Raw genomic sequence first — 20,978 nt, forward strand, 5'->3', positions numbered from 1 at the left:
GTCCCCCGGAGCCCGAGTGCGGGCACCGGCCCCGCGGGGCCACCGCACCCCGGCCGCACCCTGACCGGGGCGGCCGCGGGAGCCTTTCGCACCGGTGCCCAGACGGCCACCGAGACCGCGGGTACGGGTACCTCCGGCACCGCGGAGGCACCGGGCCGCCTCCGCGCCCGACTGGACGCCCGGCTCACCGCCGAAGCGACGGCGTGGCTCGACCGCGCCCTCGCGCAGGCGGCGCAGGCCGGGGGAGCCGGTGAGGCCGCGCAAGCAGCCCGCCCCCCGGCAGGCGCGGCGCCCGCCGGGGCCCCGGCGGCCGCCTCCGGGGCAGCAGCCGGCCCTGCCGCCGCCCCCCGACCCCCTCGCCGGCTCCCCACCTGGGAACTCCGCTTCGCGGAGGCCGGGCGCCGCTGCGGCCCCGAACTCGCCGACGCCGCCCGGGTGCTGCTGCTGTACACGGCCCGTCCCGACGGCTCCGCCGCCACCCGCCTCTACACCCAGGGCAGCGCGGCCGAGCGGCGTGCCGTGCTGGCGGCCCTGCCGTACCTGACCGACGGTCCCGGCGGTCTTCCGCTGGTCGAGGACGCCCTGCGCACCAACGACACGCGGCTGGTCGCCGCGGCCGTCGGACCGTATGCCGCCGCGCACCTCGATCCGCACGGCTGGCGGCACGCGGTGCTCAAGTGCCTGTTCACGGGCGTGCCGGTGGGCGCCGTCGCCGGGCTCGCGGCGCGCGCCGAGGGCGACGCCGAACTCGCCAGGATGCTCGGCGACTACGCCGAGGAACGCCGCGCCGCGGGCCGGCCCGTGCCGGACGACCTCTACCGCGTCCTGGACCTGACGGGCGTCACCGCCTCCCCCGAGGCCCGCACCGCCCCCGGACCGCCCCCGGCGCCCGCGCCCGCCCCGGCCCCCGCGACCGCCCGGGCCCGCACGGCCCCACCGACCGGCGAGGAGTCATGATGCGCATCTTCGACCCCCACATCCACATGACGTCACGCACCACCGACGACTACGAGGCCATGTACGCAGCAGGTGTCCGCGCTGTCGTCGAACCCGCCTTCTGGCTCGGGCAGCCCCGCACCTCGCCGGCGTCGTTCCTGGACTACTTCGACTCGCTGCTCGGCTGGGAGCCCTTCCGCGCCGCCCAGTACGGCATCGCCCACCACTGCACCCTCGCGCTCAACCCCAAGGAGGCCAACGACCCGCGGTGCCTGCCCGTCCTCGACGAGCTGCCGCGCTACCTCGTCAAGGACAACGTGGTCGCCGTCGGCGAGGTCGGGTACGACTCCATGACCCCCGCGGAGGACACCGCGCTCGCCGCACAGCTCCAGCTCGCCGCGGACCACGAGCTGCCCGCCCTGGTGCACACCCCGCACCGCGACAAGCTCGCCGGACTGCGCCGCACCCTGGACGTGGTGCGCGAGTCCGCCCTGCCGCCGGATCGGGTGCTGCTCGACCACCTCAACGAGACCACCGTCAAGGAGGCCAAGGACGCCGGATGCTGGCTCGGCTTCTCCGTCTACCCGGACACCAAGATGGACGAGGAGCGGATGGTGGCCGTGCTCCAGGAGTACGGACCTGAGAAGGTACTGGTCAACTCGGCCGCCGACTGGGGCAGGAGCGACCCGCTGAAGACCCGCAAGGTCGGTGACGCACTGCTTGCGGCCGGCTTCCGCGAGGACGACGTCGACCGTGTGCTGTGGCGCAACCCGGTCGCCTTCTACGGAACCAGCGGGCGGCTCGCGCTCGACGTCGCCGCGCCGGCGCCCAGCCACGAGGGCAACTCGATCCTGCGCGGCGTCCCCAAGGAGCAGCAGCCCGCCGCGAGCCCCCGAGGCGGCCAGGACTCCCGGTGCGGCGGCGGGCGCGGCGCCGCACCGGCGGCGGGGGAGTGAGGCATGCGCTTCCGCCACCCCGACGGCTCCGTCGTCCACCTCGCCTACTGCACCAACGTCCATCCCGCCGAGACGCTGGCGGGCGTCCTCGCACAGCTTCGGGACCACTGCGAGCCCGTCCGCAAGCGGCTGGGCCGCGACCGGCTCGGCATCGGCCTGTGGCTGGCCAGGGATGCCGCGCAGACGCTGGTCACCGACCCCGCCGCGCTGCGCGGCCTGCGCGCCGAGCTCGACCGGCGCGGCCTCGAAGTGGTCACCCTCAACGGCTTCCCCTACGAGGGCTTCGGCTCCGAACAGGTCAAGTACCGCGTCTACAAGCCCGACTGGGCCGACGCCGAGCGACTCAGGCACACCACCGACCTGGCCAGGCTGCTCGCCACCCTGCTGCCGGACGATGTCACAGAAGGCACCATCTCGACCCTCCCGCTGGCCTGGCGCACCGGCTACGACACGGCCAGGGCCCGTACCGCCCGCACCGCCCTCGCCACCCTCGGGGAGCGCCTGGACGCACTGGAGGAGCTGACCGGGCGTTCCATCAGGATCGGCCTGGAGCCGGAGCCCGGCTGCACCGTCGAGACCACCGGCGACGCCATCGCTCCGCTCACCGGGATCGGCCACCCCCGTATCGGCGTCTGCGTCGACACCTGCCACCTCGCCACCTCCTTCGAGGACCCGGCCACCGCCCTGGGCGCGCTCACCGCCGCCCGCGTCCCCGTCGTCAAGTCGCAGCTCTCCGCGGCCCTGCACGCCGAACACCCCCACCGGCCCGCGGTGCGCACCGCGCTCGCGGCCTTCGACGAGCCGCGCTTCCTGCACCAGACCCGCACCCGCACCCCGGCCGGGCTGAGGGGCACCGACGACCTCGGCGAGGCGCTGGCCGGCGGCGCCCTGCCCGACACCGGCCCCTGGCGGGCGCACTTCCACGTCCCCCTGCACGCGGCCCCCGCCGCCCCGCTCACCTCCACGCTCCCCGTCCTCACCGACACCCTCACCCGGTTGGTCGGCGGGCCGGCGCCCCTCACCCGCCACCTGGAGGTCGAGACCTACACCTGGCAGGCGCTCCCCGCCGAGCTGCGCCCGCGCGCCCGCACGCAGCTCGCCGACGGCATCGCCGCCGAACTCACCCTCGCCCGCGACCTCCTGACGGACCTCGGCCTGAAGGAACTCCCATGACACCCCCCGAAGCCGCGCCCGCCCCGGGCGCCCGCCAGGACCCCGCCGCCCCCGCGGCGCCCACCCCCCTGCTCGTCGTCGACGTGGTCGGGCTCACCCCCCGGCTGCTCGGCCACATGCCCCACCTCGGCGAGCTCGCCCGCACCGGCTCCCACGCCGAGCTCGGCACCGTGCTCCCGGCGGTCACGTGCACCGCGCAGTCCACCTTCCTCACCGGCACCACCCCCGCCGAGCACGGCATCGTCGCCAACGGCTGGTACTTCCGCGAGCTGGGTGACGTACTGCTGTGGCGGCAGCACAACGGCCTGGTGGCCGGCGACAAGCTCTGGGACGCCGCCCGGCGCACCCACCCCGGCTACACGGTCGCCAACATCTGCTGGTGGTACGCCATGGGCGCGGACACCGACTACACCATCACCCCCCGGCCCGTGTACTACGCGGACGGCCGCAAGGAACCCGACTGCTACACCAGGCCCCCGGCCCTGCACGACGAACTCACCGCCGAGCTCGGCACCTTCCCGCTCTTCCACTTCTGGGGCCCGGGCGCCGACCTCGTCTCCAGCCGGTGGATCATCGACGCCACCCGCCACATCCTGCGCACCCGCCACCCCGACCTGGCCCTGTGCTACGTCCCCCACCTCGACTACGACCTGCAGCGCTTCGGCCCCGACGACCCGCGCTCCCACCGTGCGGCGGCCGACCTCGACGCGGCGCTCGCACCGCTGCTCCGGGACGCCCGGCGTGAGGGCCGCACCGTGGTCGCCCTGTCCGAGTACGGCATCACGCGGGTGAGCCGGCCGGTCGACATCAACCGCGCCCTGCGCCGTGCCGGGCTGCTCGAGGTGCACACCCAGGACGGCATGGAGTACCTGGACCCGATGGCCTCACGCGCCTTCGCGGTCGCCGACCACCAGATCGCGCACGTCTACGTACGGCACCCGCAGGACCTGGAGGCGACCCGTGCCGTGCTGAGCGAGCTGCCCGGGATCGACGAACTGCTGGACGACGAGGGCAAGAAGGCCCACCACCTGGACCATCCCCGCTCGGGCGAACTGGTCGCCGTGGCGGAACCGGACGCCTGGTTCACCTACTACTACTGGCTCGACGACGCCCGTGCACCCGACTTCGCGCAACTGGTCGAGATCCACCGCAAGCCCGGGTACGACCCCGCCGAGCTGTTCATGGACCCGCAGGATCCGTACGTCCGCCTCAAGGCCGCGGGCGCGCTGGCCCGAAAGAAGCTCGGCATGCGCTACCGCATGGCGGTGGTGCCCCTGGACGCCTCGCCCGTGCGCGGCAGCCACGGCCGCCTCCCCGCGAGCGGTGACAGCGCAGGCGGTCCGCTCATCCTGTGCTCCGTCCCCCGTGCCGTCGGTGGCCGTGTCGAGGCCACCGACGTGAAGTCCCTGCTGCTGCGGCTGGCCGGTCTGAAGTGAACGACCCGCCGCCGACGACGGCGCCCCGTGCCGCCGAGCGGGCCCTCTCCACCACCCCTCGCCACGCCACCCCTCATCACGCCACCCCTCGCCACGCCACCCGATTCCGAGGAGTTTCCGCATGACCCACCGTTCCGGCCGTGCCACCGAGTCCAGCAAGGCGTACGACCCCGAGATCGCCCACCGGCTCAGCAGACGCGGCATGCTCGGCGTGGCCGCGGGCGCCACCGCCGCCGCCCTGCTCGGGGCGCCCGCCGCCGCGGCCCAGGCCGCCCCGGCCCACGGCAGGGGCCGCGGTCACGGACCCGGCGCCGTCCCCAAGGGGCGCCTCGGCATCCAGCTCTACACGCTGCGCGACAAGGTCGCCTCCGCCGGGTTCGCGGCGGTCTTCGACGAACTCGAGCGGTACGGCTACGACGAGATCGAGTTCGCCGGCTACACCCAGGGCACGGGGCCGCTCACCCTGGCCGAGCTGAAGGGCCTGGCCGACGACCACGGCCTCACACCCATCGGCAGCCACGTCGGCTACTACGACGACAACAACCCGTCCGCCTACACGTTCGCGCAGAACCTCACCCAGGTCCTCGACGACGCCGAGGCCCTCGGTCTGCCGCACGTCGGCACCGCGTCCAACCCCGGCCGCTACGGCCCGACGGTGGACGGCTGGAAGCGGGCGGCACAGGAGTTCAACGCCTACGGCGCCGCCGCCAGGGAGCGCGGCATCAAGTTCTACCAGCACAACCACGCGGAGGAGTTCGCCTTCGCGACCGACCGGCCCGACGTGCGCCTGTACGACGTGCTGCTCGCCGAGACCGACCCGGACCTGGTCTTCCTGGAGATGGACATCTACTGGGCGTTCTCGGGGCAGTTCCGCTTCTCCCGGCGCGCCGACGGCACCCCCGCCCCGTTCGAGCCGATCGACTACGTCCTCAGGCACCCGGGCCGCTACCCGCTGTTCCACGTGAAGGACGGCGTACACGACGAGTCCGCCACCGACGGCTACGACATGGTGGACGTCGGGGACGGAGACATCGACTACCAGTCCTTCCTCACCGCGGTGAACCGCACCCACAGGGGCCGGGACCACCACTGGCAGGTCGAACACGATCAGCCGGCCGACTCCCTGAGCACCGCCCGCCGTTCCGCGGCCTACTTGCTGGAACTGAACGAGGGGCGCTGCTGAGAGCCGGCCGGCTCCGTCTCACACCACTTCCCTGCTGATCGGCTGCGGGTTCGGGGTGATCCTCTTGTTGCCCCGGGGCAGGCCCGGGTGCCTCAGGAAGAGCGCCAGACCCGCGGCCACCAGGGAGACCACACCGGCGGTGGTGTACGCGCCGTCGTATCCCCAGGTGTCGATGACCATCGACCCGAGGCCGCCGCCGAACAGACCGCTGACCACCTTTCCGCTGTAGGCGATCCCGTAGTTGGTGGCGTTGTTGTTCTCACCGAAGTAGTCCGGTGTGAGCGAGGCGAACATCGGATAGAACGCACCGCCGCCGAACCCGGAGAAGAAGGCGAACACCAGGAACAGGGTCTCGTTGTTGATGTTGCCCGCCCACAGCACCCCGAACTGCGAGAAGCCCAGCACCAGGATCACGAAGATCAGTGCGTTCTTGCGGCCCCAGAGGTCGGAGAGCCAGCCCACGACGCCGCGGCCGATGCCGTTGACCACCGCGAGGATGCCCGCCGAGTTCGCCGCGACGAGCGGACCGAAGCCCACATCCTTGGCGAAGGGCACCTGGAAGGAGATGCCGAAGATGGAGACACCGGCGGTGATGACCAGCAGCAGCCAGATGAGCGGAAGCTGACCGGTCCTGAGGGCCTCGATCGGGGTGTACTGCTTGGTCGCCGGAGGGTTCTTCGCGAGGCTCCGGGCGGTCTTGCTGCCGGCCTGCTGGTACTTCAGCGGATCGACCTCCGCCGGCCACCAGTTCTTCGGCGGGTCCATGAAGAACCAGCCGCAGACCGCGACCACGACCAGCACGAACACCCCGATCAGGTCGAGCACTTCCTGGTAGTCGCTGGTGTCGAAGGCGAAGTTGAAGACGAAGATGAACGGCAGGGAGCCGTAGGCGAACCCGCCGTTGACGAATCCCGTCTTGCCGCCCCGCTTCTCCGGGAACCACTTGCCCACCATGTTGATGCAGGTCGAGTAGACGAACCCGGACCCGACACCGCCCAGCACGCCGAATCCGAGGATCGCCATCCAGACGTTGTGGAAGTGGGATATCGAGAGGAATCCCAGCAGGGCGAGTACGGAGCCGGCGAGCATGGCTCCGCGCGCCTTGAGGATGCCCCTCTCCCGCATCCATCCGGTCGGGAAGGAGACCCCGGCCTGGAAGAACGTCCAGACGCTCAGGATCCAGAAGGTGTTGCTCTGCGTCCAGTGGTGTGCCGAGGAGAGCGTGTCCTCCGCCGACCCGTAGGCGTACTCGAAGACACTGATGGCCATCATCGCGACCCACGGCAGGTACACCATGAGCTTGCGTGAGTGACCGAGGATGTCCCGGTCGGACTCACCGATGCGATACACGCGGCCCTTGCCGTCCGTCACTTCCCGGTACGGGGCCGTCGCCACGTCCGGTTGTTCAGCTGTGCTCATGTCGTCCCCTTGCTTTCGAAAGAACTGGCCAGCGCCCCCTGTCCAAACCTTTCGCCCGCTCGGGAAGGGCTAGGTGAGCAGCCCGGCAGCCCTTGCCCAGCGGTATTTCGCACCGAGCACCTGAACCGGCTTCTCGGTGGTATAGGGGTAGGCGACGACACCGCGCTCGTAGAGGTAGGCGCATGCCTCCTCGACCTCGGTGTCGCCCGCCAGCGAAGCCACGACCGGCTTCTCGATGCCGCGCTCGCGGAACTCGGCCACCACGCGCGCGGTCAGCTCGGCGAAGACCATCGGCGGGGTCACGATCGTGTGCCAGTAGCCCAGCACCAGCGCATGGATGCGCGGGTCCTCAAGGCCCAGCCTGATCGTCGCCTCGTACGTCGACGGGGGCTCGCCGCCCGTGATGTCCACCGGGTTGCCGGCCGCGCCGAAGGGCGGGATGAACTCGCGGAACGACGCGTCGAGGTCGTCCGGGATCTCCATCAGCGACAGGCCGCTGTCGGTGACCGCGTCGGACAGCAGCACGCCGCTGCCGCCGGCACCCGTGATGATGACGATGTTGTCGCCCTGCGGGGTGGGCAGCACGGGCAGCGCCCGCGCGTACTCCAGCATGTCGTTCAGGCCGGGAGCGCGGATCACACCGGCCTGCCGCAGGATGTCGTCGTACACGGCGTCGTCGCCCGCGAGCGCGCCGGTGTGCGAGCCGGCCGCCTTGGCGCCCGCCGCCGTCCGGCCGGCCTTGAGGACCACCACGGGCTTCTTGGGCACCGTCGCACGGGCGGCGTCGAAGAAGGCACGGCCGTCCTTGAGGTCCTCCAGGTGCATGGCGATGCACTCCGTGTGCGGGTCCTCGCCGAACCAGGTGAGCAGGTCGTCCTCGTCGATGTCGGACTTGTTGCCAAGACCGACGATCGCCGAGACCCCGGTCCTCGTGGTCCTCGCGAAGCCCAGGATGGCCATGCCGATGCCACCGGACTGCGAGGTCAGCGCCACCCCGCCCTTGACGTCGTACGGGGTGCAGAACGTGGCGCACAGGTCCTGCCAGGTCGCGTAGTAGCCGTAGATGTTCGGCCCCAGCAACCGGACGCCGTGCTCCTCGGCGATCGAGACGATCTCGTCCTGCATCTCGTGCTCGCCGGTCTCGGCGAAGCCGGAGGGGATCAGGACCGCGTTCGGGATGCCCTTGCGGCCCACCTCCTTCAGCGCCGACGCCACGAACTTGGCGGGGATCGCGAAGACTGCCACGTCCACGTCGCCGGGCACGTCCGTGACGGTCTTGTACGCCTTGCGGCCCAGGATGTCGTCGGACTTGGGGTTCACCGGGTGGATCTCCCCGGAGAATCCGCCGTCGATGAGGTTGCGCATCACCGAATTGCCGATCTTGCCCGCCTCGTTGGAGGCGCCGATCACGGCGATCGAGCGGGGCTCCATGAGCCGGCGCATCGAGACGAGGATCTCCTCGCGCCCGTACGTGCGCCGCTTCTTCGGCGTGCCCTCGGCAAGGATCACCCGGATGTCCGCGGCGACGGCGCTCTGCGCGGTGGCGATCACCGGGTTGAGGTCCACCTCGGCGATCTCGGGGAAGTCGGTGACCAGCTCGGAGACCCGGCGGATCTGCTCGGCGAGCGCCGCGCGGTGCACCGGCTGCCGGCCGCGCACCCCGCGCAGGATCTCCGCGGCCCGGATGGAGTCGAGCATGGACTCCGCCTCGTCGGCGTCCACCGGCGCGAGACGGAACGTGACGTCCTTGAGGACCTCGACCAGCACCCCGCCGAGGCCGAAGGCGACCACCTTCCCGAACGTCGGGTCGGTCACCGCCCCGACGATCACCTCCTGCCCCTGGGGCAGCAGCTCCTGCACCTGGACGCCCTCGATGCGGGCCTGCGGCGCGTAGGCACGGGCATTCTCGATGATCTTGTGGAAGGCGGCCCTGACGTCCTCCCCGCCCTCCACGCCGACGATCACACCGCCGGCGTCGGTCTTGTGCAGGATGTCCGGCGAGACGATCTTCATGACGACGGGGCCGTCGAAGCGGGCCGCGAAGGCCACCGCCTCGTCGGCGTCCTTCGCCAGTTCCTCACCGGGAACAGCGATGCCGTAGGCGTCCGCGATCACCTTGCCCTCGGGCGCGGTCAGCGCGGTGCGTCCCTCTGCCCGTACGGCATCGAGGAGGCCCCGCACCTTCTGTACGCGGTCTTCGGCCAACAATTCAGATCACTCCGTTCGACTTGAGCAGGCGCAGTTCCTCGTCCCCGAGGCCCAGTTCGCCGACGAACACCTCTTCGTTGTGCTCGCCCAGCAGGGGCGAGCTGGTGATCTCGACGGGGGAGTCGGAGAGCTTCAGGGGGGAGCCGACCGTGGTGAAGGAACCACGCTCGGGGTGGGCGACCTCGACGACCATCTCGTTGGCGACCAGCGAGGAGTCCTCGATGATCTCCTTCGTCGACAGGATCGGGCCGCACGGGATGTTGTGGGCGTTGAGCTTCTCCAGCACCTCCCACTTGGGGAGCGTGGCGGACCACTCCTCGATGAGCTGGAACATCTTGCCCAGCTTCGGCAGCCGGGCCTCCGGGGTCGCCCACTCGGGGTCCTCGGCCAGCTCGGGCCGGCCGATCAGCTCGCAGATGGGCGTCCAGCCGACCGGCTGCACGATCACGTACACGTAGTCGTTCGGGCCGCCCGGCGAGCACTTCACGGCCCAGCCCGGCTGGCCGCCGCCCGACGCGTTGCCGGACCTCGGCACCTCGTCGCCGAAGTCGTCGTTGGGGTACTCGCGCAGCGGGCCGTGCGCGAGGCGCTGCTGGTCGCGCAGCTTGACGCGGCACAGGTTGAGGACCGCGTGCTGCATGGCGACGTTCACCCGCTGTCCGCGGCCGGTGTTCTCGCGCTGGAAGAGCGCCGCGAGGATGCCGGCCACCGCGTGCACACCGGTGCCGGAGTCGCCGATCTGCGCACCGGTCGCCAGCGGCGGACCGTCCTCGAAGCCGGTGGTGGACATCGAGCCGCCCATGGCCTGGGCCACCACTTCGTAGGCCTTGAACTTGGTGTAGGGCCCCTCGCCGAAGCCCTTGATCGAGGCGTAGACGATGCGCGGGTTGATCTCCTGGATGCGGTCCCAGGTGAAGCCCATCCGGTCGATCGCGCCCGGGCCGAAGTTCTCGACCATGACGTCGGAGCGGCGGATCAGCTCGGTCAGCAGCTCCTTGCCGCGCTCCGACTTGGTGTTGAGGGTGATGCTGCGCTTGTTGCAGTTGAGCATCGTGAAGTACAGCGAATCGACGTCCGGCAGGTCCCGCAGTTGCTTGCGGGTGATGTCGCCGGTGGGCGCCTCCAGCTTGATGACGTCCGCCCCGAGCCAGGCGAGTAGCTGGGTTGCGGACGGACCGGACTGGACATGCGTCATGTCGAGGACGCGGATGCCCTCAAGTGCCTTGGTCCCGGTGCTGGTCATGTGGCGTCCACCTCACTTGTACATGGTCTGGTTCATGGTTCCTGGTGCGTACGCGTCGGGGTCGACCCAGACGTTGATCAGGGAGGGCTTGCCCGACTCGCGCGCCCGGCGCAGCGCGGGTCCGATGTCCGCGGGGTCGCGGACCTCCTCGCCGTAACCGCCGAGCATCTGGGCGAACTTGTCGTAGTGCACGTCGCCCAGGGTGTTGCCGATCCGCTCCCGCTCCGCGCCGTACTTGACCTTCTGGCCGTAGCGGATCTGGTTCATCGACGAGTTGTTGCCGACGATGCCGACGAACGGGAGGTCGTAGCGGACCAGGGTCTCGAAGTCCCAGCCCGTCAGGCTGAAGGCGCCGTCGCCGAAGAGCGCGACGACCTCCTTGTCGGGACGCGCCTGCTTGGCGGCGAGCACGAACGGGATGCCGACGCCGAGGGTGCCGAGCGGGCCCGGGTCCATCCAGTGGCCCGGCGACTTGGGCTGGACGACCTGCCCGGAGAAGGTGACGATGTCGCCGCCGTCGCCGATGTAGATCGAGTCCTCGGTGAGGAAGTCGTTGATCTCGCTCACCAGGCGGTAGGGGTGGATGGGCGAGGCGTCGGACCTGAGGTTCGGCAGCCGCTTCTCCAGGGCCGCCTGCTCGGCCGCGCGCAGCTCGTCCAGCCACTCCTTGCGCCGGGAGGCACCGCCGTTGATGCGCCCGGAGGCGGCCTCGGCGACGGACTTCAGCACCAGGCCCGCGTCGCCCACGATGCCCAGGTCGATGTCGCGGTTCTTGCCGACGGTGCGGTAGTCCAGGTCGATCTGCACGACCGTGGCGTCCTGCGAGAGCCGCTTGCCGTAGCCCATGCGGAAGTCGAAGGGCGTGCCCACGATCACGATGACGTCGGCGTTGGAGAAGGCGTAGCGCCGGGAGAGCTGGAAGTGGTGCGGGTCGCCCGGCGGGAGGGTGCCGCGTCCCGCGCCGTTCATGTACGCGGGGACGTTCAGGGCGCGCACCAGCTCGATGGCCGCCTCGGTGCCGCGGGTCGTCCAGACCTGGCTGCCCAGCAGGATCGCCGGCTTCTCGGCGTGCACCAGCAGGTCGGCGAGCTTCTCGATCGCCTCGGGGTCGCCGGCGCTGCGGGTGGAGGCGCGGTACTGCCCGGCCTTCGGGACGCGGGCCTTGCCGACCGGCACCTTGGCGTCCAGGACGTCCCGGGGGATCTCCAGGAACGACGGGCCGGGGGCGCCGTGGTAGCACTCGCGGAAGGCCATCGACACCATGTCCGCGGCGCGTGCGGTGTCCGGCACCGTCGCGGCGAACTTGGTGATCGGCGTCATCATGTCGACGTGCGGGAGGTCCTGGAGGGACCCCATCTTGTGCTGGGTGTGCGCGCCCTGGCCGCCGATCAGCAGCATCGGGGACTCGGCGCGGAACGCGTTGGCGACACCGGTGACGGCGTCGGTGGTGCCGGGTCCCGCGGTGACGACCGCGCAACCGGGCTTGCCCGTGATGCGCGCGTACCCGTCGGCCGCGTGGGCCGCGACCTGCTCGTGGCGTACATCGACGACCTCTATGCCTTCGTCGACGCAGCCGTCATAGATGTCGATGATGTGGCCGCCGCAGAGGGTGTAGATGACGTCGACGCCCTCTGCTTTGAGCGCCTTGGCGACCAGATGCCCGCCGGAGATGAGGTCGGGGGTCGTGTCGCTGCTCTCGTCGGACATGGCGGAGTCCTGTCCCTTCGTAGGGGAGGGGCGAGTGCTCCCGTGCTGCTCGTAGGGGCTCTCACCGGGTGTGCTGCCGGCTTCTGCTGTGGCGTTGTCTGCGGTATTGAGTAGATTGCATACAGTCGACGAATACTGTATGAAGCTTGTTATCCCGCATTCCGGTGGGTGGTGTCCAGGGGGCGTGCACCACTTTTCGAGCCGCAGAGGGATCTTCACCCGGCGGCCACAGCAGTCAGGAGCCGAGATGGACCTGTACGAACACCAGGCAAGGGAACTCCTCGAGGAACACGGCATCGTGGTACCGAAGGCGGAGGTCACCGACGTCCCCCAGGGGGCCCGCGAGATCGCCCGCCGGCTGGGCGGACGCGTCGTCGTCAAGGCGCAGGTCAAGACGGGGGGCCGCGGCAAGGCGGGCGGAGTGAAGATCGCCGCCGATCCCGCGGCCGCCGAACTCACCGCCCGGCAGATCCTCGGCATGGACATCAAGGGCCACACCGTGCGCAAGGTGATGGTCGCCGAGCCGGTCGACATCGAGCGGGAGTACTACGTCTCCTACGTGCTCGACCGCGCCACCGGCCGCTTCCTCGCCATCGCGTCCGCCGAGGGCGGCATGGACATCGAGGAGGTGGCCGCCACCCGCCCGGAGGCCGTCGCGCGCATCCCCGTCGACCCCGGGGAGGGCGTCACCACGGCTCGCGCCGCCGAGATCGCCTCCGCCGCTGGACTGCCGCCGCAGACGGTGGACGTCCTCGTCAGGCTCTGGGACGTGCTGGTGCGCGAGGACGCCCTCCTCGTCGAGGTCAACCCGCTGGTCCGCACCGTGCAGGGCCGGATACTCGCCCTGGACGCCAAGGTCACCCTCGACGACAACGCGCGCTTCAGGCAGACCCGCTGGGGCGACGACCTCGCCGCCCTCGACGACGAGGGCGACGCACTGGAGGCCGCTGCCGCCGAGAAGGGCCTCAACTACGTCAAGCTCGACGGCGAGGTCGGCATCATCGGAAACGGCGCGGGCCTCGTCATGTCCACCCTCGACGTGGTGGCCGGCTGCGGCGCCCGCCCCGCGAACTTCCTGGACATCGGCGGCGGCGCGTCCGCCCAGGTGATGGCCGACGGCCTCGGCGTCATCCTGGCCGACCCCGGCGTCAAATCCGTGTTCGTCAACGTCTTCGGCGGCATCACCGCCTGCGACGCCGTCGCCGACGGCATCGTGCAGGCCCTGGAGACGGTACGGCTCACCAAGCCCCTCGTCGTACGGCTCGACGGCAACAACGCCGTACGGGGCCGCACCATCCTCGACGCGCACCGCCACCCGCTCGTCGAGCAGGCCACCTCCATGGACGGCGCGGCGCGCCGCGCCGCCGAACTCGCCCACGCGCACTAAGGAGCCGGGACATGGCCATCTACCTCACCAAGGAGAGCAAGGTCCTCGTCCAGGGCATGACCGGTGGCGAGGGCATGAAGCACACCCGCAGGATGCTCGCCGCCGGCACGAACGTCGTCGGCGGCGTCAACCCGCGCAAGGCGGGCCGCACCGTCGACTTCGACGTCCCCCGGGACCTCGAAGGTCTGGCAGGCGCCCCCAGCGCGGTCCCCGTGTACGGATCCGTGCGCGAGGGCATGGACGCGACCGGCGCCGACGTCAGCGTGGTCTTCGTACCGCCCGCCTTCGCCAAGGCCGCGGTCGTGGAGGCCGCCGACGCCGGCATCGGCCTCGCCGTGGTGATCACCGAGGGCATCCCGGTGCACGACGCCGTCGCCTTCCAGGCCCACGCCAGGGCCAGGGGCACCCGGGTCATCGGCCCCAACTGCCCGGGGCTGATCACCCCGGGCCAGGCCAACGCCGGCATCATCCCCGCCGACATCACCAAGCCGGGCCGGATCGGCCTGGTGTCCAAGTCCGGCACCCTCACCTACCAGCTCATGTACGAACTGCGCGACATCGGCTTCTCCACCTGCGTCGGCATCGGCGGCGACCCCGTCATCGGCACCACCCACATCGACTGCCTGGCCGCCTTCCAGGAGGACCCCGACACCGACCTGATCGTCCTCATCGGGGAGATCGGCGGCGACGCCGAGGAGCGCGCCGCCGCCTACATCCGCGACCGCGTCACCAAGCCCGTGGTGGGCTACATCGCCGGCTTCACCGCCCCGGAGGGCAAGACCATGGGCCACGCCGGGGCCATCGTCTCCGGCTCCTCGGGCACTGCGGCCGCCAAGCAGGCCGCGCTGGAGGCCGCCGGCGTACGGGTCGGCGCCACCCCCACCGAGGCCGCCCGACTCGTCCTCGACCAGTTGCGGACATGACACCGGCGCATGGCGGTGCCCGCCCCGTGCGGGTACCGCACCCCCGGCCCGATCGCCACGGACGAGTCCGGCGAGCCGGGCCGTGCGGACGATGGGACCCATCCCGCCCCGACTGTGCACCGTGAGCGGAGACCCCCCATGCCACCCACCCTGACTCTGAAAGCCCGCACTTCCTGGTCCGACGCCTGGCAGCGCTGTGTGGCGATCGCGCCGCAGGCGTTCCGCGACGACCGCGTCCTCAACCTGTGGGACTCCACCTGGCAGGCGGACGGCCGGGCCCTGCCCGCCGCCAGCCCCGTCGACCAGACCCCCGTCGCGGGACCGCCCCGCCTCGACCCCGACACCGCACAGCGGGCCGTGCGCGCCGCGCTCGACCAGCACCGCGCCTGGCGGCACATCGCGGTCGGCGAGCGCCGCGCCCGGGTCGCCGCCACGCTCGACGCCCTCACCCAGCACCGCGAGCTACTGGCCCTGCTGCTGGTCTGGGAGATCGGCAAGCCCTGGCGGCTCGCGCAGGCCGACGTCGACCGTGCCATCGACGGCGTGCGCTGGTACGTCGACGGCATCGAGGCGATGCTCGAGGACCGGGTCCCGCTGGACGGCCCGGTCTCCAACATCGCAAGCTGGAACTACCCCATGTCCGTGCTGGTGCACGCCATGCTGGTGCAGGCACTCGCCGGCAACGCAGTGATCGCCAAGGCGCCGACCGACGGCGGTGTCTCCTGCCTCACCCTGGCCTGTGCGCTCGCCGCCCGCGAAGGCATCCCGGTGACCCTGGTCAGCGGCAGCGGCGGACAGCTCACCAAGCCGCTGGTGCGGGCACCCGAGATCGGCTGCGTGTCGTTCGTGGGCGGCCGCGACACCGGTGCCGCCGTCGCCACCGCCGTCGCCGACCTGGGCAAACGCCACATCCTCGAACAGGAGGGACTGAACACCTGGGGCATCTGGAACTTCTCCGACTGGGACCGGCTCGCCGCCACCGTCCCCAAACTCTTCGACTACGGCAAGCAGCGCTGCACGGCCTACCCCCGCTTCGTCGTCCAACGCTGCCTGTTCAACGACTTCCTCGACGCCTACCTGCCCGCCGTACGCACCGTGCGGATCGGGCACCCGCTGGCCGTCGAGCAGCGCGACGACCCCTGCCCGGACCTGGACTATGGTCCCCTGATCAGCGCCGCCAAGGCCAAGGAGCTCAACGACCAGGTGGCGGAGGCCGTCGACCGCGGGGCCGTGCCCCTGCACCGCGGGACCCTTGAGGACGGCCGCTTCCTGCCGGGCCAGGACACCTCCGCCTACCTGCCGCCGGTCACCCTCCTCAACCCGCCCCCGTCCTCCCCGCTGCACCACGCGGAGCCCTTCGGCCCCGTCGACACCATCGTCCTCGTCGACACCGAGGCCGAGCTGCTGGCCGCCATGAACGCCTCGAACGGCGCGCTGGTCGCCACCCTGGCCACCGACGACCGCTCGGTGTACGAGCGTCTGGCCCCGCAGGTCCGCGCCTTCAAGGTCGGCCACGGCACGGCGCGCTCCCGCGGCGACCGTGACGAGCTCTTCGGCGGCTTCGGCGCGTCCTGGCGCGGTGCCTTCGTCGGCGGTGAGCTCCTGGTGCGGGCCGTGACGCAGGGGGCGAGGGGGGAGCGGCTGCCGGGGAACTTCCCGGAGTACCAGCTCATGCCGTGATCCGCCGGGTTCCGGTCACCCACCGCGGCCGGGAACTCGCGGACGGTGTCCGCGGGTACCCGGCCGCACCCGCCGCCTGCCTCCGCCGAGGCGGGCAGATACGCAGGTGAAAGCCGCTCCGAAAGCTTGGTATTGTTGTGTGTGTCGCCGCGGGGATCACCCCGCGAGCGGCGCACCTGGTCCGGGTGGCGGAATGGCAGACGCGCTAGCTTGAGGTGCTAGTGCCCTTTATCGGGCGTGGGGGTTCAAGTCCCCCCTCGGACACCAACCGATTCCCCGCGGTCGCTCTGCGACCGCGGGGAATCTGCATTGTGCGGGACCGTGAGGTGGGACCCGTCCGCGGGAACTCCCGCATGCTCGCGGTGTTCGGTGGCGTCCGAACTCGGCGGGGTGCGCGCAGGTGGCGGCGAGTCGGTGGCCCCGGCTCAGCGCGAGCGATGGTGTCGGCGGCCTCCGCGAAGGCGTTGAGGTCGAGACCGGCAGGACGGTCCCTGGCACGGCGGCGCACGCTCGGCCCGCGCGGTGTTCGCCCCACGGGTGAGCGGTGACGTGCCGAGCTGCCTCGATCCGCCCGGAGCGCCACCGCTGTTCCGACCGAAGGTGGATGACGGACCCCGGGCCCACCCGCGAGGATCTGCCGTTCGCCTTCGGTGCCGACGGGCTTGCCGTCCCGAGCAGCCAAGGACACCGCCCCGGGACACCCTGGGTGCGGCACTCCGGCTCCCGGTCCTCGCACCGCCGGCCGGGGCGCCGGGTCACACAGCCTTGACCTCGCCTCCGTCCATGCGCAGCGCCGACCCGGTCATCCACCTCGCTGCCGGCGAGACGAGAAAGGCCATGAGCTCGGCGATCTCCTCCGGTTGACCGAAGCGTGCGATGCCGGCTCTCCCGGGGAACCGGTCGATCGCCTCCTCGACGGTCATCCCGTGAGAAGGAGCCCACTTCTCGAGGAACGAACGGCGGCGGCCGGTCATGACCGCCCCCGGCAGGACGCTGTTGACGCTGACGCCGTCATCGATGCCGCGCTCGGAGAACGCCTTCGCGAGGGCGGCGATCGCGGCGTTGATCGTGCCCACGGCCGCGGCGGCGGGCTCGGGGGAAACAGCGGTGTTACCCGACATAAGGACGACCGAGCCCTTCGCCTCGGCCAGTGCCGGCCATGCCGCGACCGTCAGGCGCCGGGCGCCGTGGAGTTTGAGTTCCATCCCCGCGTCCCACTGCTCGTCGGTCATCTCGAACAGATCGATCTGCGGGACGGCGCCCGCGATGTTGACCAGGGCGTCGATACGGCCGAACGCCTCCCTCGTCCGTGCCACCACCGCCCCGGCCGCTGAGCGATCCGCGAGGTCCAGGTCGACGGCGAGAGCTTCTGCTCCGGCCGCCCTGACGCGGGAAGCGGTGTCCTCCAGACGGGATCGACTGCGGGCGACGAGAACGACGTGGGCGAAGTCCCGCGCCAACCGGATCGCCGTGGAACGGCCGATACCTTGGCTGGCCCCGGTGACCACTGCTACGGAGTCCGGCATTCGACTCCCCCTTCGCTGTGTGCGGATGTGCCGGCGGTCCGCCATGTCGACCGACCCCCGAACGGATGAAAGCGCGGCTCGGAACCCCGCCCTGCGGCGCTCAGGCCGTGAGGAACTCCCGGATCGCGGCCGCGATCTCCTCGACGTGTGTCTCCAGGGCGAAATGACCGGTCTCCACGAAGCGGACATCGGCCTGGGGGATGTCGCGCCTGAACGCCTCGGCTCCGGCCGGCAGGAAGAAGGGGTCGTTCCTGCCCCACACGGCGAGCAGCGGCGGTCGGCTGGTCCGGAAGTACTCCTGGAACCGCGGGTACAGCGCGACATTGGTCGCGTAGTCGAGGAACAGGTCGAGCTGGATGTCCTCCGCACCGTTGCGCGCGAGGTAGTGGTTGTCCAGCCCGTAGCCGTCCGGGCTGACCCGGCTCGCGTCGGGGACACCGTGCGTGTACTGCCAGACGGTCGTGTCCGGCTGCACGAGCATCCGGATCGCGTCCCGATTGGACTGCGACGGCTCCGCCCAGTACGCCTGGACGGGACCCCACGCGTCGCTCAGCCCCTCCTCGTACGCGTTGCCGTTCTGCGAGACGATGGCGGTGATCCGCTCGGGGTGCCTGGTGGCGATCCGGAACCCGACCGGTGCGCCGTAGTCGAACACGTACATGGCGAAGCGGTCCAGGCCGAGGATCTCCGTGAGCCGATCGATCACATCCGCGAGGTGCTCGAACGTGTAGTCGAATTCCTCCCGTGCGGGCATGCCCGACCTGCCGAAGCCGGGAAGGTCGGGAGCGACGATGTGGAACCGGTCGGCGAGCAGGGGGATCAGCTCCCGGAACATATGGCTCGCGGACGGGAAGCCGTGCAGCAGGAGCAGCGTCGGTGCGTCGGGTCGGCCCGCCTCGCGGTAGAAGACCTCAAGGCCGTCCACGTCCGCCGTGCGGTAGGCGATGTCGGTCATGTCGGTTCACCTTTCTCCAGGGATGCGGCCGGCGGGGTGCGACCGCCGGCGTGTGTAGATTTCAAGTAACTTCTTTGTAAGGTATGGGCTGGTTATGGGCGAGGCGACATGGCGCTTTCCCCGCCTGATGCGTCCTTGTGTGCGAGTGCCGCACGGGCCGTCCGGTGGGTCCGTCAACGACCCGGATCGACCTCGCGCACGGCTTCCAGCACGATGTCGGTGACCACGGATGGCGCCGTGAGCATGGGCATGTGGTCGACGGGCGCCGTGCGCACCTTCGCGCCCATGCGCTCGGCCGCGAAGCGCTGGGTCTCCGCGGGGATCATGCGGTCCTCCTCGGCCACCAGGAACCAGCTCGGCCTGTCCCTCCAGACCGGGCGCCCCACCGGGACCCCGATGCTCCGGGCCGCCAGCGGTCGCTGGGCGGCGGCCAGCTCTGCCTGCTCCTCGGCCGTCGCCTGCTGGGCGAAGGCCCTGGCGAACGCGTCCTCGGGCAGCCAGATCAGCTCGTGTCGATCAGGGCCGAGCTGCGGAGCATCCGGATGCGGCCGCGCCCGGTAGAAGAGGTCGGCCACGGTCTCGCCCTCGTCCGGCGCCAGGGCTGCGACGTAGACCAGTGACGCGACCTTCCGGTCGGCCGTCGACGCGATGACCGCGCCCGCGTACGCATGCCCGACCAGCACCGCGGGCCCGTCGACCAGCTCCAGGGTGCGATCGAGCGCGGCGACGTCATCTGCCAGCGAGGTCAGCGGCAGCGGTGCGGCGACGGCTCTCACCCCTTTGGAACGCAGTCCGGCGACCACCCTTCTCCAGCTCGAACCGTCGGTCCAAGCGCCGTGTGCCAACACCGCTACGACGTTGCTCCCGGGCATTCCCCACTCCTTTCGGATGGTCGGCCATGGTGGCTAACCGTCTTGTTCACGCTGAGGAGGTTACGAAAGCGGGAGTAACTTGTCAACGACCCGCAGGGGGGTTACCTTTCTGAGGGAAGGTGGCACAGGACAGGGAGGGATCAGGCGGGATGGTTCAACAGACTCCGGCGTTTTTCATCGCCGACACGCTCGGCCTGGACTTCCTCAACTCGATCGCCACGCCGGTGGACACCGAGGTCGACTGGGTCGAGGACGGCGACGGCCTCCTGGCCTGGCTCGAGCAGGCGCGGCTGGTGCCGCCACACGTGCTCGCCACCCTGCGGGAGCAGGCCCTGCCCGGCGAACTCGACACGGTAGCGGCACAGGCGCGGACCCTGCGGGAGGAATTCCGGGGCTTCGTCCGCACGCACATGGGCAAGCCCCTCAGTCCCGAGGACCTACCGGAACTGGCCTCACTGAACCGGCTGCTCGCACGTGACGAAGGGTTCCTCCAGGTCGTGGCCGCCGAGCAGGAAGACCCTCCCGGCCTCCGGATACGGGCGACGCGCCGCTGGCGGTCACCGGACTCGCTGCTCCTGGCCATCGGGGAGGCCCTCGCGAGGTCCCTCACCGAAGAGGACTTCTCGCACATCAAGGTCTGCGAAGGCCCGACATGCACACTCATGTTCGCCGACCACACACGCGGACGCGTCCGCAGGTGGTGCAGCATGGCGCTCTGCGGCAACCGCGCGAAGCAGGCCGCGCATCGCAACCGCCACAGGAAAGGCGCGGGCGCCACGGCCTGAACCCCCGACGACCGCCCGCCGGGCGCCCCCGGCACGTGCGGGCCCGCACACAGGCGGACAACGCACCGAGGCGATGCTCTGCCTGGTCACGAACATGCCCGTCCCCTGCGGCCTGAGCCCGGCGACCTCCGCGGAGCTGCGCGCCCCGCGGTTCCGCTACGTCGCCCCCCGCAACCCGCTGCGCGTCCCGCGCCGCACTGCTCCGCCCTGGCGCCCCTCGGCCTTTCCGCCGAGGGGCACCGCCACCTCGGTGATCACGCGCTCTGCGCTCGCCCCCGCGGATCACCCCGTCGGCAAGGCGCGCCCGCATCGGTGCCGCGCCCCAAGCCGGCGCAAAGGTGTTGCCCGGGCCCGCCCAGCCGGAGAAGGATCACCTGCTGAGGTGCGGGAGGGCGGCCGGGCAGGAGCGGTGGTTCGGCGAGAGCAAGGGGATCGACATGGCCCCGCCTGCCTCCGGACCGCACGGGCAGAGGCCGCACGACTCGCATGCCGGGGCCCCGTCGCCCGGGAGCCCCCTGGCCACGTACACGGGGAGAACCCTGACCAACCGCTCCGGACGGGTATGTGCACCGACAACGAGGGAGGACGG

16 protein-coding genes and 1 tRNA gene are annotated in these 20,978 nt (G+C 71.1%); 10 read left to right on the forward strand and 7 right to left on the reverse strand.

Annotated elements, in window-relative coordinates:
- The first annotated feature begins 171 nt into the window (after positions 1-171).
- The 5 genes from IE313_RS19900 to IE313_RS19920 all read left to right on the forward strand — a co-directional run bounded on the left by IE313_RS19900 (position 172) and on the right by IE313_RS19920 (position 5,684).
- A complete protein-coding gene (locus IE313_RS19900) occupies positions 172-957 on the forward strand; it encodes an EboA domain-containing protein (RefSeq protein ID WP_189934456.1) in 786 nt (261 codons plus the stop codon).
- Positions 957-1,892 carry a TatD family hydrolase gene (locus tag IE313_RS19905; RefSeq protein WP_189934458.1) on the forward strand — a complete coding sequence of 312 codons (936 nt, stop codon included), beginning with the start codon at positions 957-959 and terminating at the stop codon, positions 1,890-1,892. The genes IE313_RS19900 and IE313_RS19905 overlap by 1 nt, the downstream gene beginning before the upstream one ends.
- Positions 1,893-1,895: 3 nt before the next feature.
- Complete coding sequence (gene eboE, locus IE313_RS19910; RefSeq protein WP_189934095.1) at positions 1,896-3,065, forward strand: metabolite traffic protein EboE; 1,170 nt, start codon at positions 1,896-1,898, stop codon at positions 3,063-3,065.
- A complete protein-coding gene (locus IE313_RS19915; protein WP_189934097.1) occupies positions 3,062-4,501 on the forward strand; it encodes an alkaline phosphatase family protein in 1,440 nt (479 codons plus the stop codon). Before eboE ends, IE313_RS19915 begins: the two co-directional genes overlap by 4 nt.
- Positions 4,502-4,622: 121 nt before the next feature.
- Positions 4,623-5,684: a sugar phosphate isomerase/epimerase family protein gene (locus tag IE313_RS19920; RefSeq protein WP_189934099.1), complete on the forward strand. Its 1,062-nt coding sequence runs from the start codon at positions 4,623-4,625 to the stop codon at positions 5,682-5,684.
- Between the two features lie 18 nt (positions 5,685-5,702).
- On the opposite strand, the gene IE313_RS19925 is transcribed toward IE313_RS19920, so the two are convergent.
- The 4 genes from IE313_RS19925 to IE313_RS19940 form a co-directional block, all read right to left on the reverse strand.
- Positions 5,703-7,103, reverse strand: coding sequence for an OFA family MFS transporter (locus IE313_RS19925; protein WP_189934101.1), 1,401 nt, complete (start codon positions 7,101-7,103; stop codon positions 5,703-5,705).
- Between the two features lie 69 nt (positions 7,104-7,172).
- Positions 7,173-9,308 (reverse strand): acetate--CoA ligase family protein, encoded by a 2,136-nt coding sequence (locus IE313_RS19930; protein ID WP_189934460.1) that lies wholly within the window; start codon positions 9,306-9,308, stop codon positions 7,173-7,175.
- Positions 9,309-9,312: 4 nt separating this feature from the next.
- On the reverse strand, positions 9,313-10,554 hold the full coding sequence (gene frc / locus IE313_RS19935; protein WP_189934103.1) for a formyl-CoA transferase: 1,242 nt from the start codon (positions 10,552-10,554) through the stop codon (positions 9,313-9,315).
- A 12-nt stretch (positions 10,555-10,566) separates the two neighbouring features.
- Positions 10,567-12,261: a thiamine pyrophosphate-binding protein gene (locus IE313_RS19940; protein ID WP_189934105.1), complete on the reverse strand. Its 1,695-nt coding sequence runs from the start codon at positions 12,259-12,261 to the stop codon at positions 10,567-10,569.
- A gap of 247 nt (positions 12,262-12,508) precedes the next feature.
- Between IE313_RS19940 and sucC the strand changes: the two genes are divergently transcribed.
- The 4 genes from sucC (at position 12,509) to IE313_RS19960 (ending at position 16,518) form a co-directional block, all read left to right on the forward strand.
- Entirely contained in the window at positions 12,509-13,648 is a 1,140-nt protein-coding gene (sucC, locus tag IE313_RS19945) for an ADP-forming succinate--CoA ligase subunit beta (RefSeq protein WP_189934107.1), read from the forward strand.
- A gap of 11 nt (positions 13,649-13,659) precedes the next feature.
- A complete protein-coding gene (gene sucD, locus IE313_RS19950) occupies positions 13,660-14,571 on the forward strand; it encodes a succinate--CoA ligase subunit alpha (RefSeq protein ID WP_189934109.1) in 912 nt (303 codons plus the stop codon).
- A gap of 138 nt (positions 14,572-14,709) precedes the next feature.
- On the forward strand, positions 14,710-16,251 hold the full coding sequence (locus tag IE313_RS19955; RefSeq protein WP_189934111.1) for an aldehyde dehydrogenase family protein: 1,542 nt from the start codon (positions 14,710-14,712) through the stop codon (positions 16,249-16,251).
- A gap of 179 nt (positions 16,252-16,430) precedes the next feature.
- Positions 16,431-16,518: transfer RNA gene (locus IE313_RS19960), tRNA-Leu, on the forward strand.
- Between the two features lie 488 nt (positions 16,519-17,006).
- Here the strand turns inward: IE313_RS19960 and IE313_RS19965 are convergent.
- The 3 genes from IE313_RS19965 to IE313_RS19975 form a co-directional block, all read right to left on the reverse strand.
- Positions 17,007-17,777, reverse strand: a complete 771-nt coding sequence (locus tag IE313_RS19965) for an SDR family oxidoreductase (RefSeq protein ID WP_189934113.1) — start codon at positions 17,775-17,777, stop codon at positions 17,007-17,009.
- Positions 17,778-17,877: 100 nt separating this feature from the next.
- Positions 17,878-18,732 carry an alpha/beta fold hydrolase gene (locus tag IE313_RS19970; RefSeq protein ID WP_189934115.1) on the reverse strand — a complete coding sequence of 285 codons (855 nt, stop codon included), beginning with the start codon at positions 18,730-18,732 and terminating at the stop codon, positions 17,878-17,880.
- Positions 18,733-18,905: 173 nt separating this feature from the next.
- Positions 18,906-19,604 (reverse strand): alpha/beta fold hydrolase, encoded by a 699-nt coding sequence (locus tag IE313_RS19975; RefSeq protein ID WP_189934117.1) that lies wholly within the window; start codon positions 19,602-19,604, stop codon positions 18,906-18,908.
- A gap of 149 nt (positions 19,605-19,753) precedes the next feature.
- On the opposite strand from IE313_RS19975, the gene IE313_RS19980 reads away from it, so the two are divergent.
- Positions 19,754-20,389, forward strand: coding sequence for a CGNR zinc finger domain-containing protein (locus IE313_RS19980; protein ID WP_189934119.1), 636 nt, complete (start codon positions 19,754-19,756; stop codon positions 20,387-20,389).
- Positions 20,390-20,978: the final 589 nt, after the last annotated feature.

The organism is Streptomyces sulfonofaciens (assembly GCF_014656295.1).
Lineage (GTDB): Bacteria > Actinomycetota > Actinomycetes > Streptomycetales > Streptomycetaceae > Streptomyces > Streptomyces sulfonofaciens.

Coding starts and splice junctions, on each gene's coding strand:
- IE313_RS19905 (WP_189934458.1), top strand. CDS start 957: ATGCGCATCTTCGACCCCCACATCCACATGACGTCACGCACCACCGAC.
- eboE (WP_189934095.1), top strand. CDS start 1,896: ATGCGCTTCCGCCACCCCGACGGCTCCGTCGTCCACCTCGCCTACTGC.
- IE313_RS19915 (WP_189934097.1), top strand. CDS start 3,062: ATGACACCCCCCGAAGCCGCGCCCGCCCCGGGCGCCCGCCAGGACCCC.
- IE313_RS19920 (WP_189934099.1), top strand. CDS start 4,623: ATGACCCACCGTTCCGGCCGTGCCACCGAGTCCAGCAAGGCGTACGAC.
- IE313_RS19925 (WP_189934101.1), bottom strand. CDS start 7,103: ATGAGCACAGCTGAACAACCGGACGTGGCGACGGCCCCGTACCGGGAA.
- frc (WP_189934103.1), bottom strand. CDS start 10,554: ATGACCAGCACCGGGACCAAGGCACTTGAGGGCATCCGCGTCCTCGAC.
- IE313_RS19940 (WP_189934105.1), bottom strand. CDS start 12,261: ATGTCCGACGAGAGCAGCGACACGACCCCCGACCTCATCTCCGGCGGG.
- sucC (WP_189934107.1), top strand. CDS start 12,509: ATGGACCTGTACGAACACCAGGCAAGGGAACTCCTCGAGGAACACGGC.
- sucD (WP_189934109.1), top strand. CDS start 13,660: ATGGCCATCTACCTCACCAAGGAGAGCAAGGTCCTCGTCCAGGGCATG.
- IE313_RS19955 (WP_189934111.1), top strand. CDS start 14,710: ATGCCACCCACCCTGACTCTGAAAGCCCGCACTTCCTGGTCCGACGCC.
- IE313_RS19965 (WP_189934113.1), bottom strand. CDS start 17,777: ATGCCGGACTCCGTAGCAGTGGTCACCGGGGCCAGCCAAGGTATCGGC.
- IE313_RS19970 (WP_189934115.1), bottom strand. CDS start 18,732: ATGACCGACATCGCCTACCGCACGGCGGACGTGGACGGCCTTGAGGTC.
- IE313_RS19975 (WP_189934117.1), bottom strand. CDS start 19,604: ATGCCCGGGAGCAACGTCGTAGCGGTGTTGGCACACGGCGCTTGGACC.
- IE313_RS19980 (WP_189934119.1), top strand. CDS start 19,754: ATGGTTCAACAGACTCCGGCGTTTTTCATCGCCGACACGCTCGGCCTG.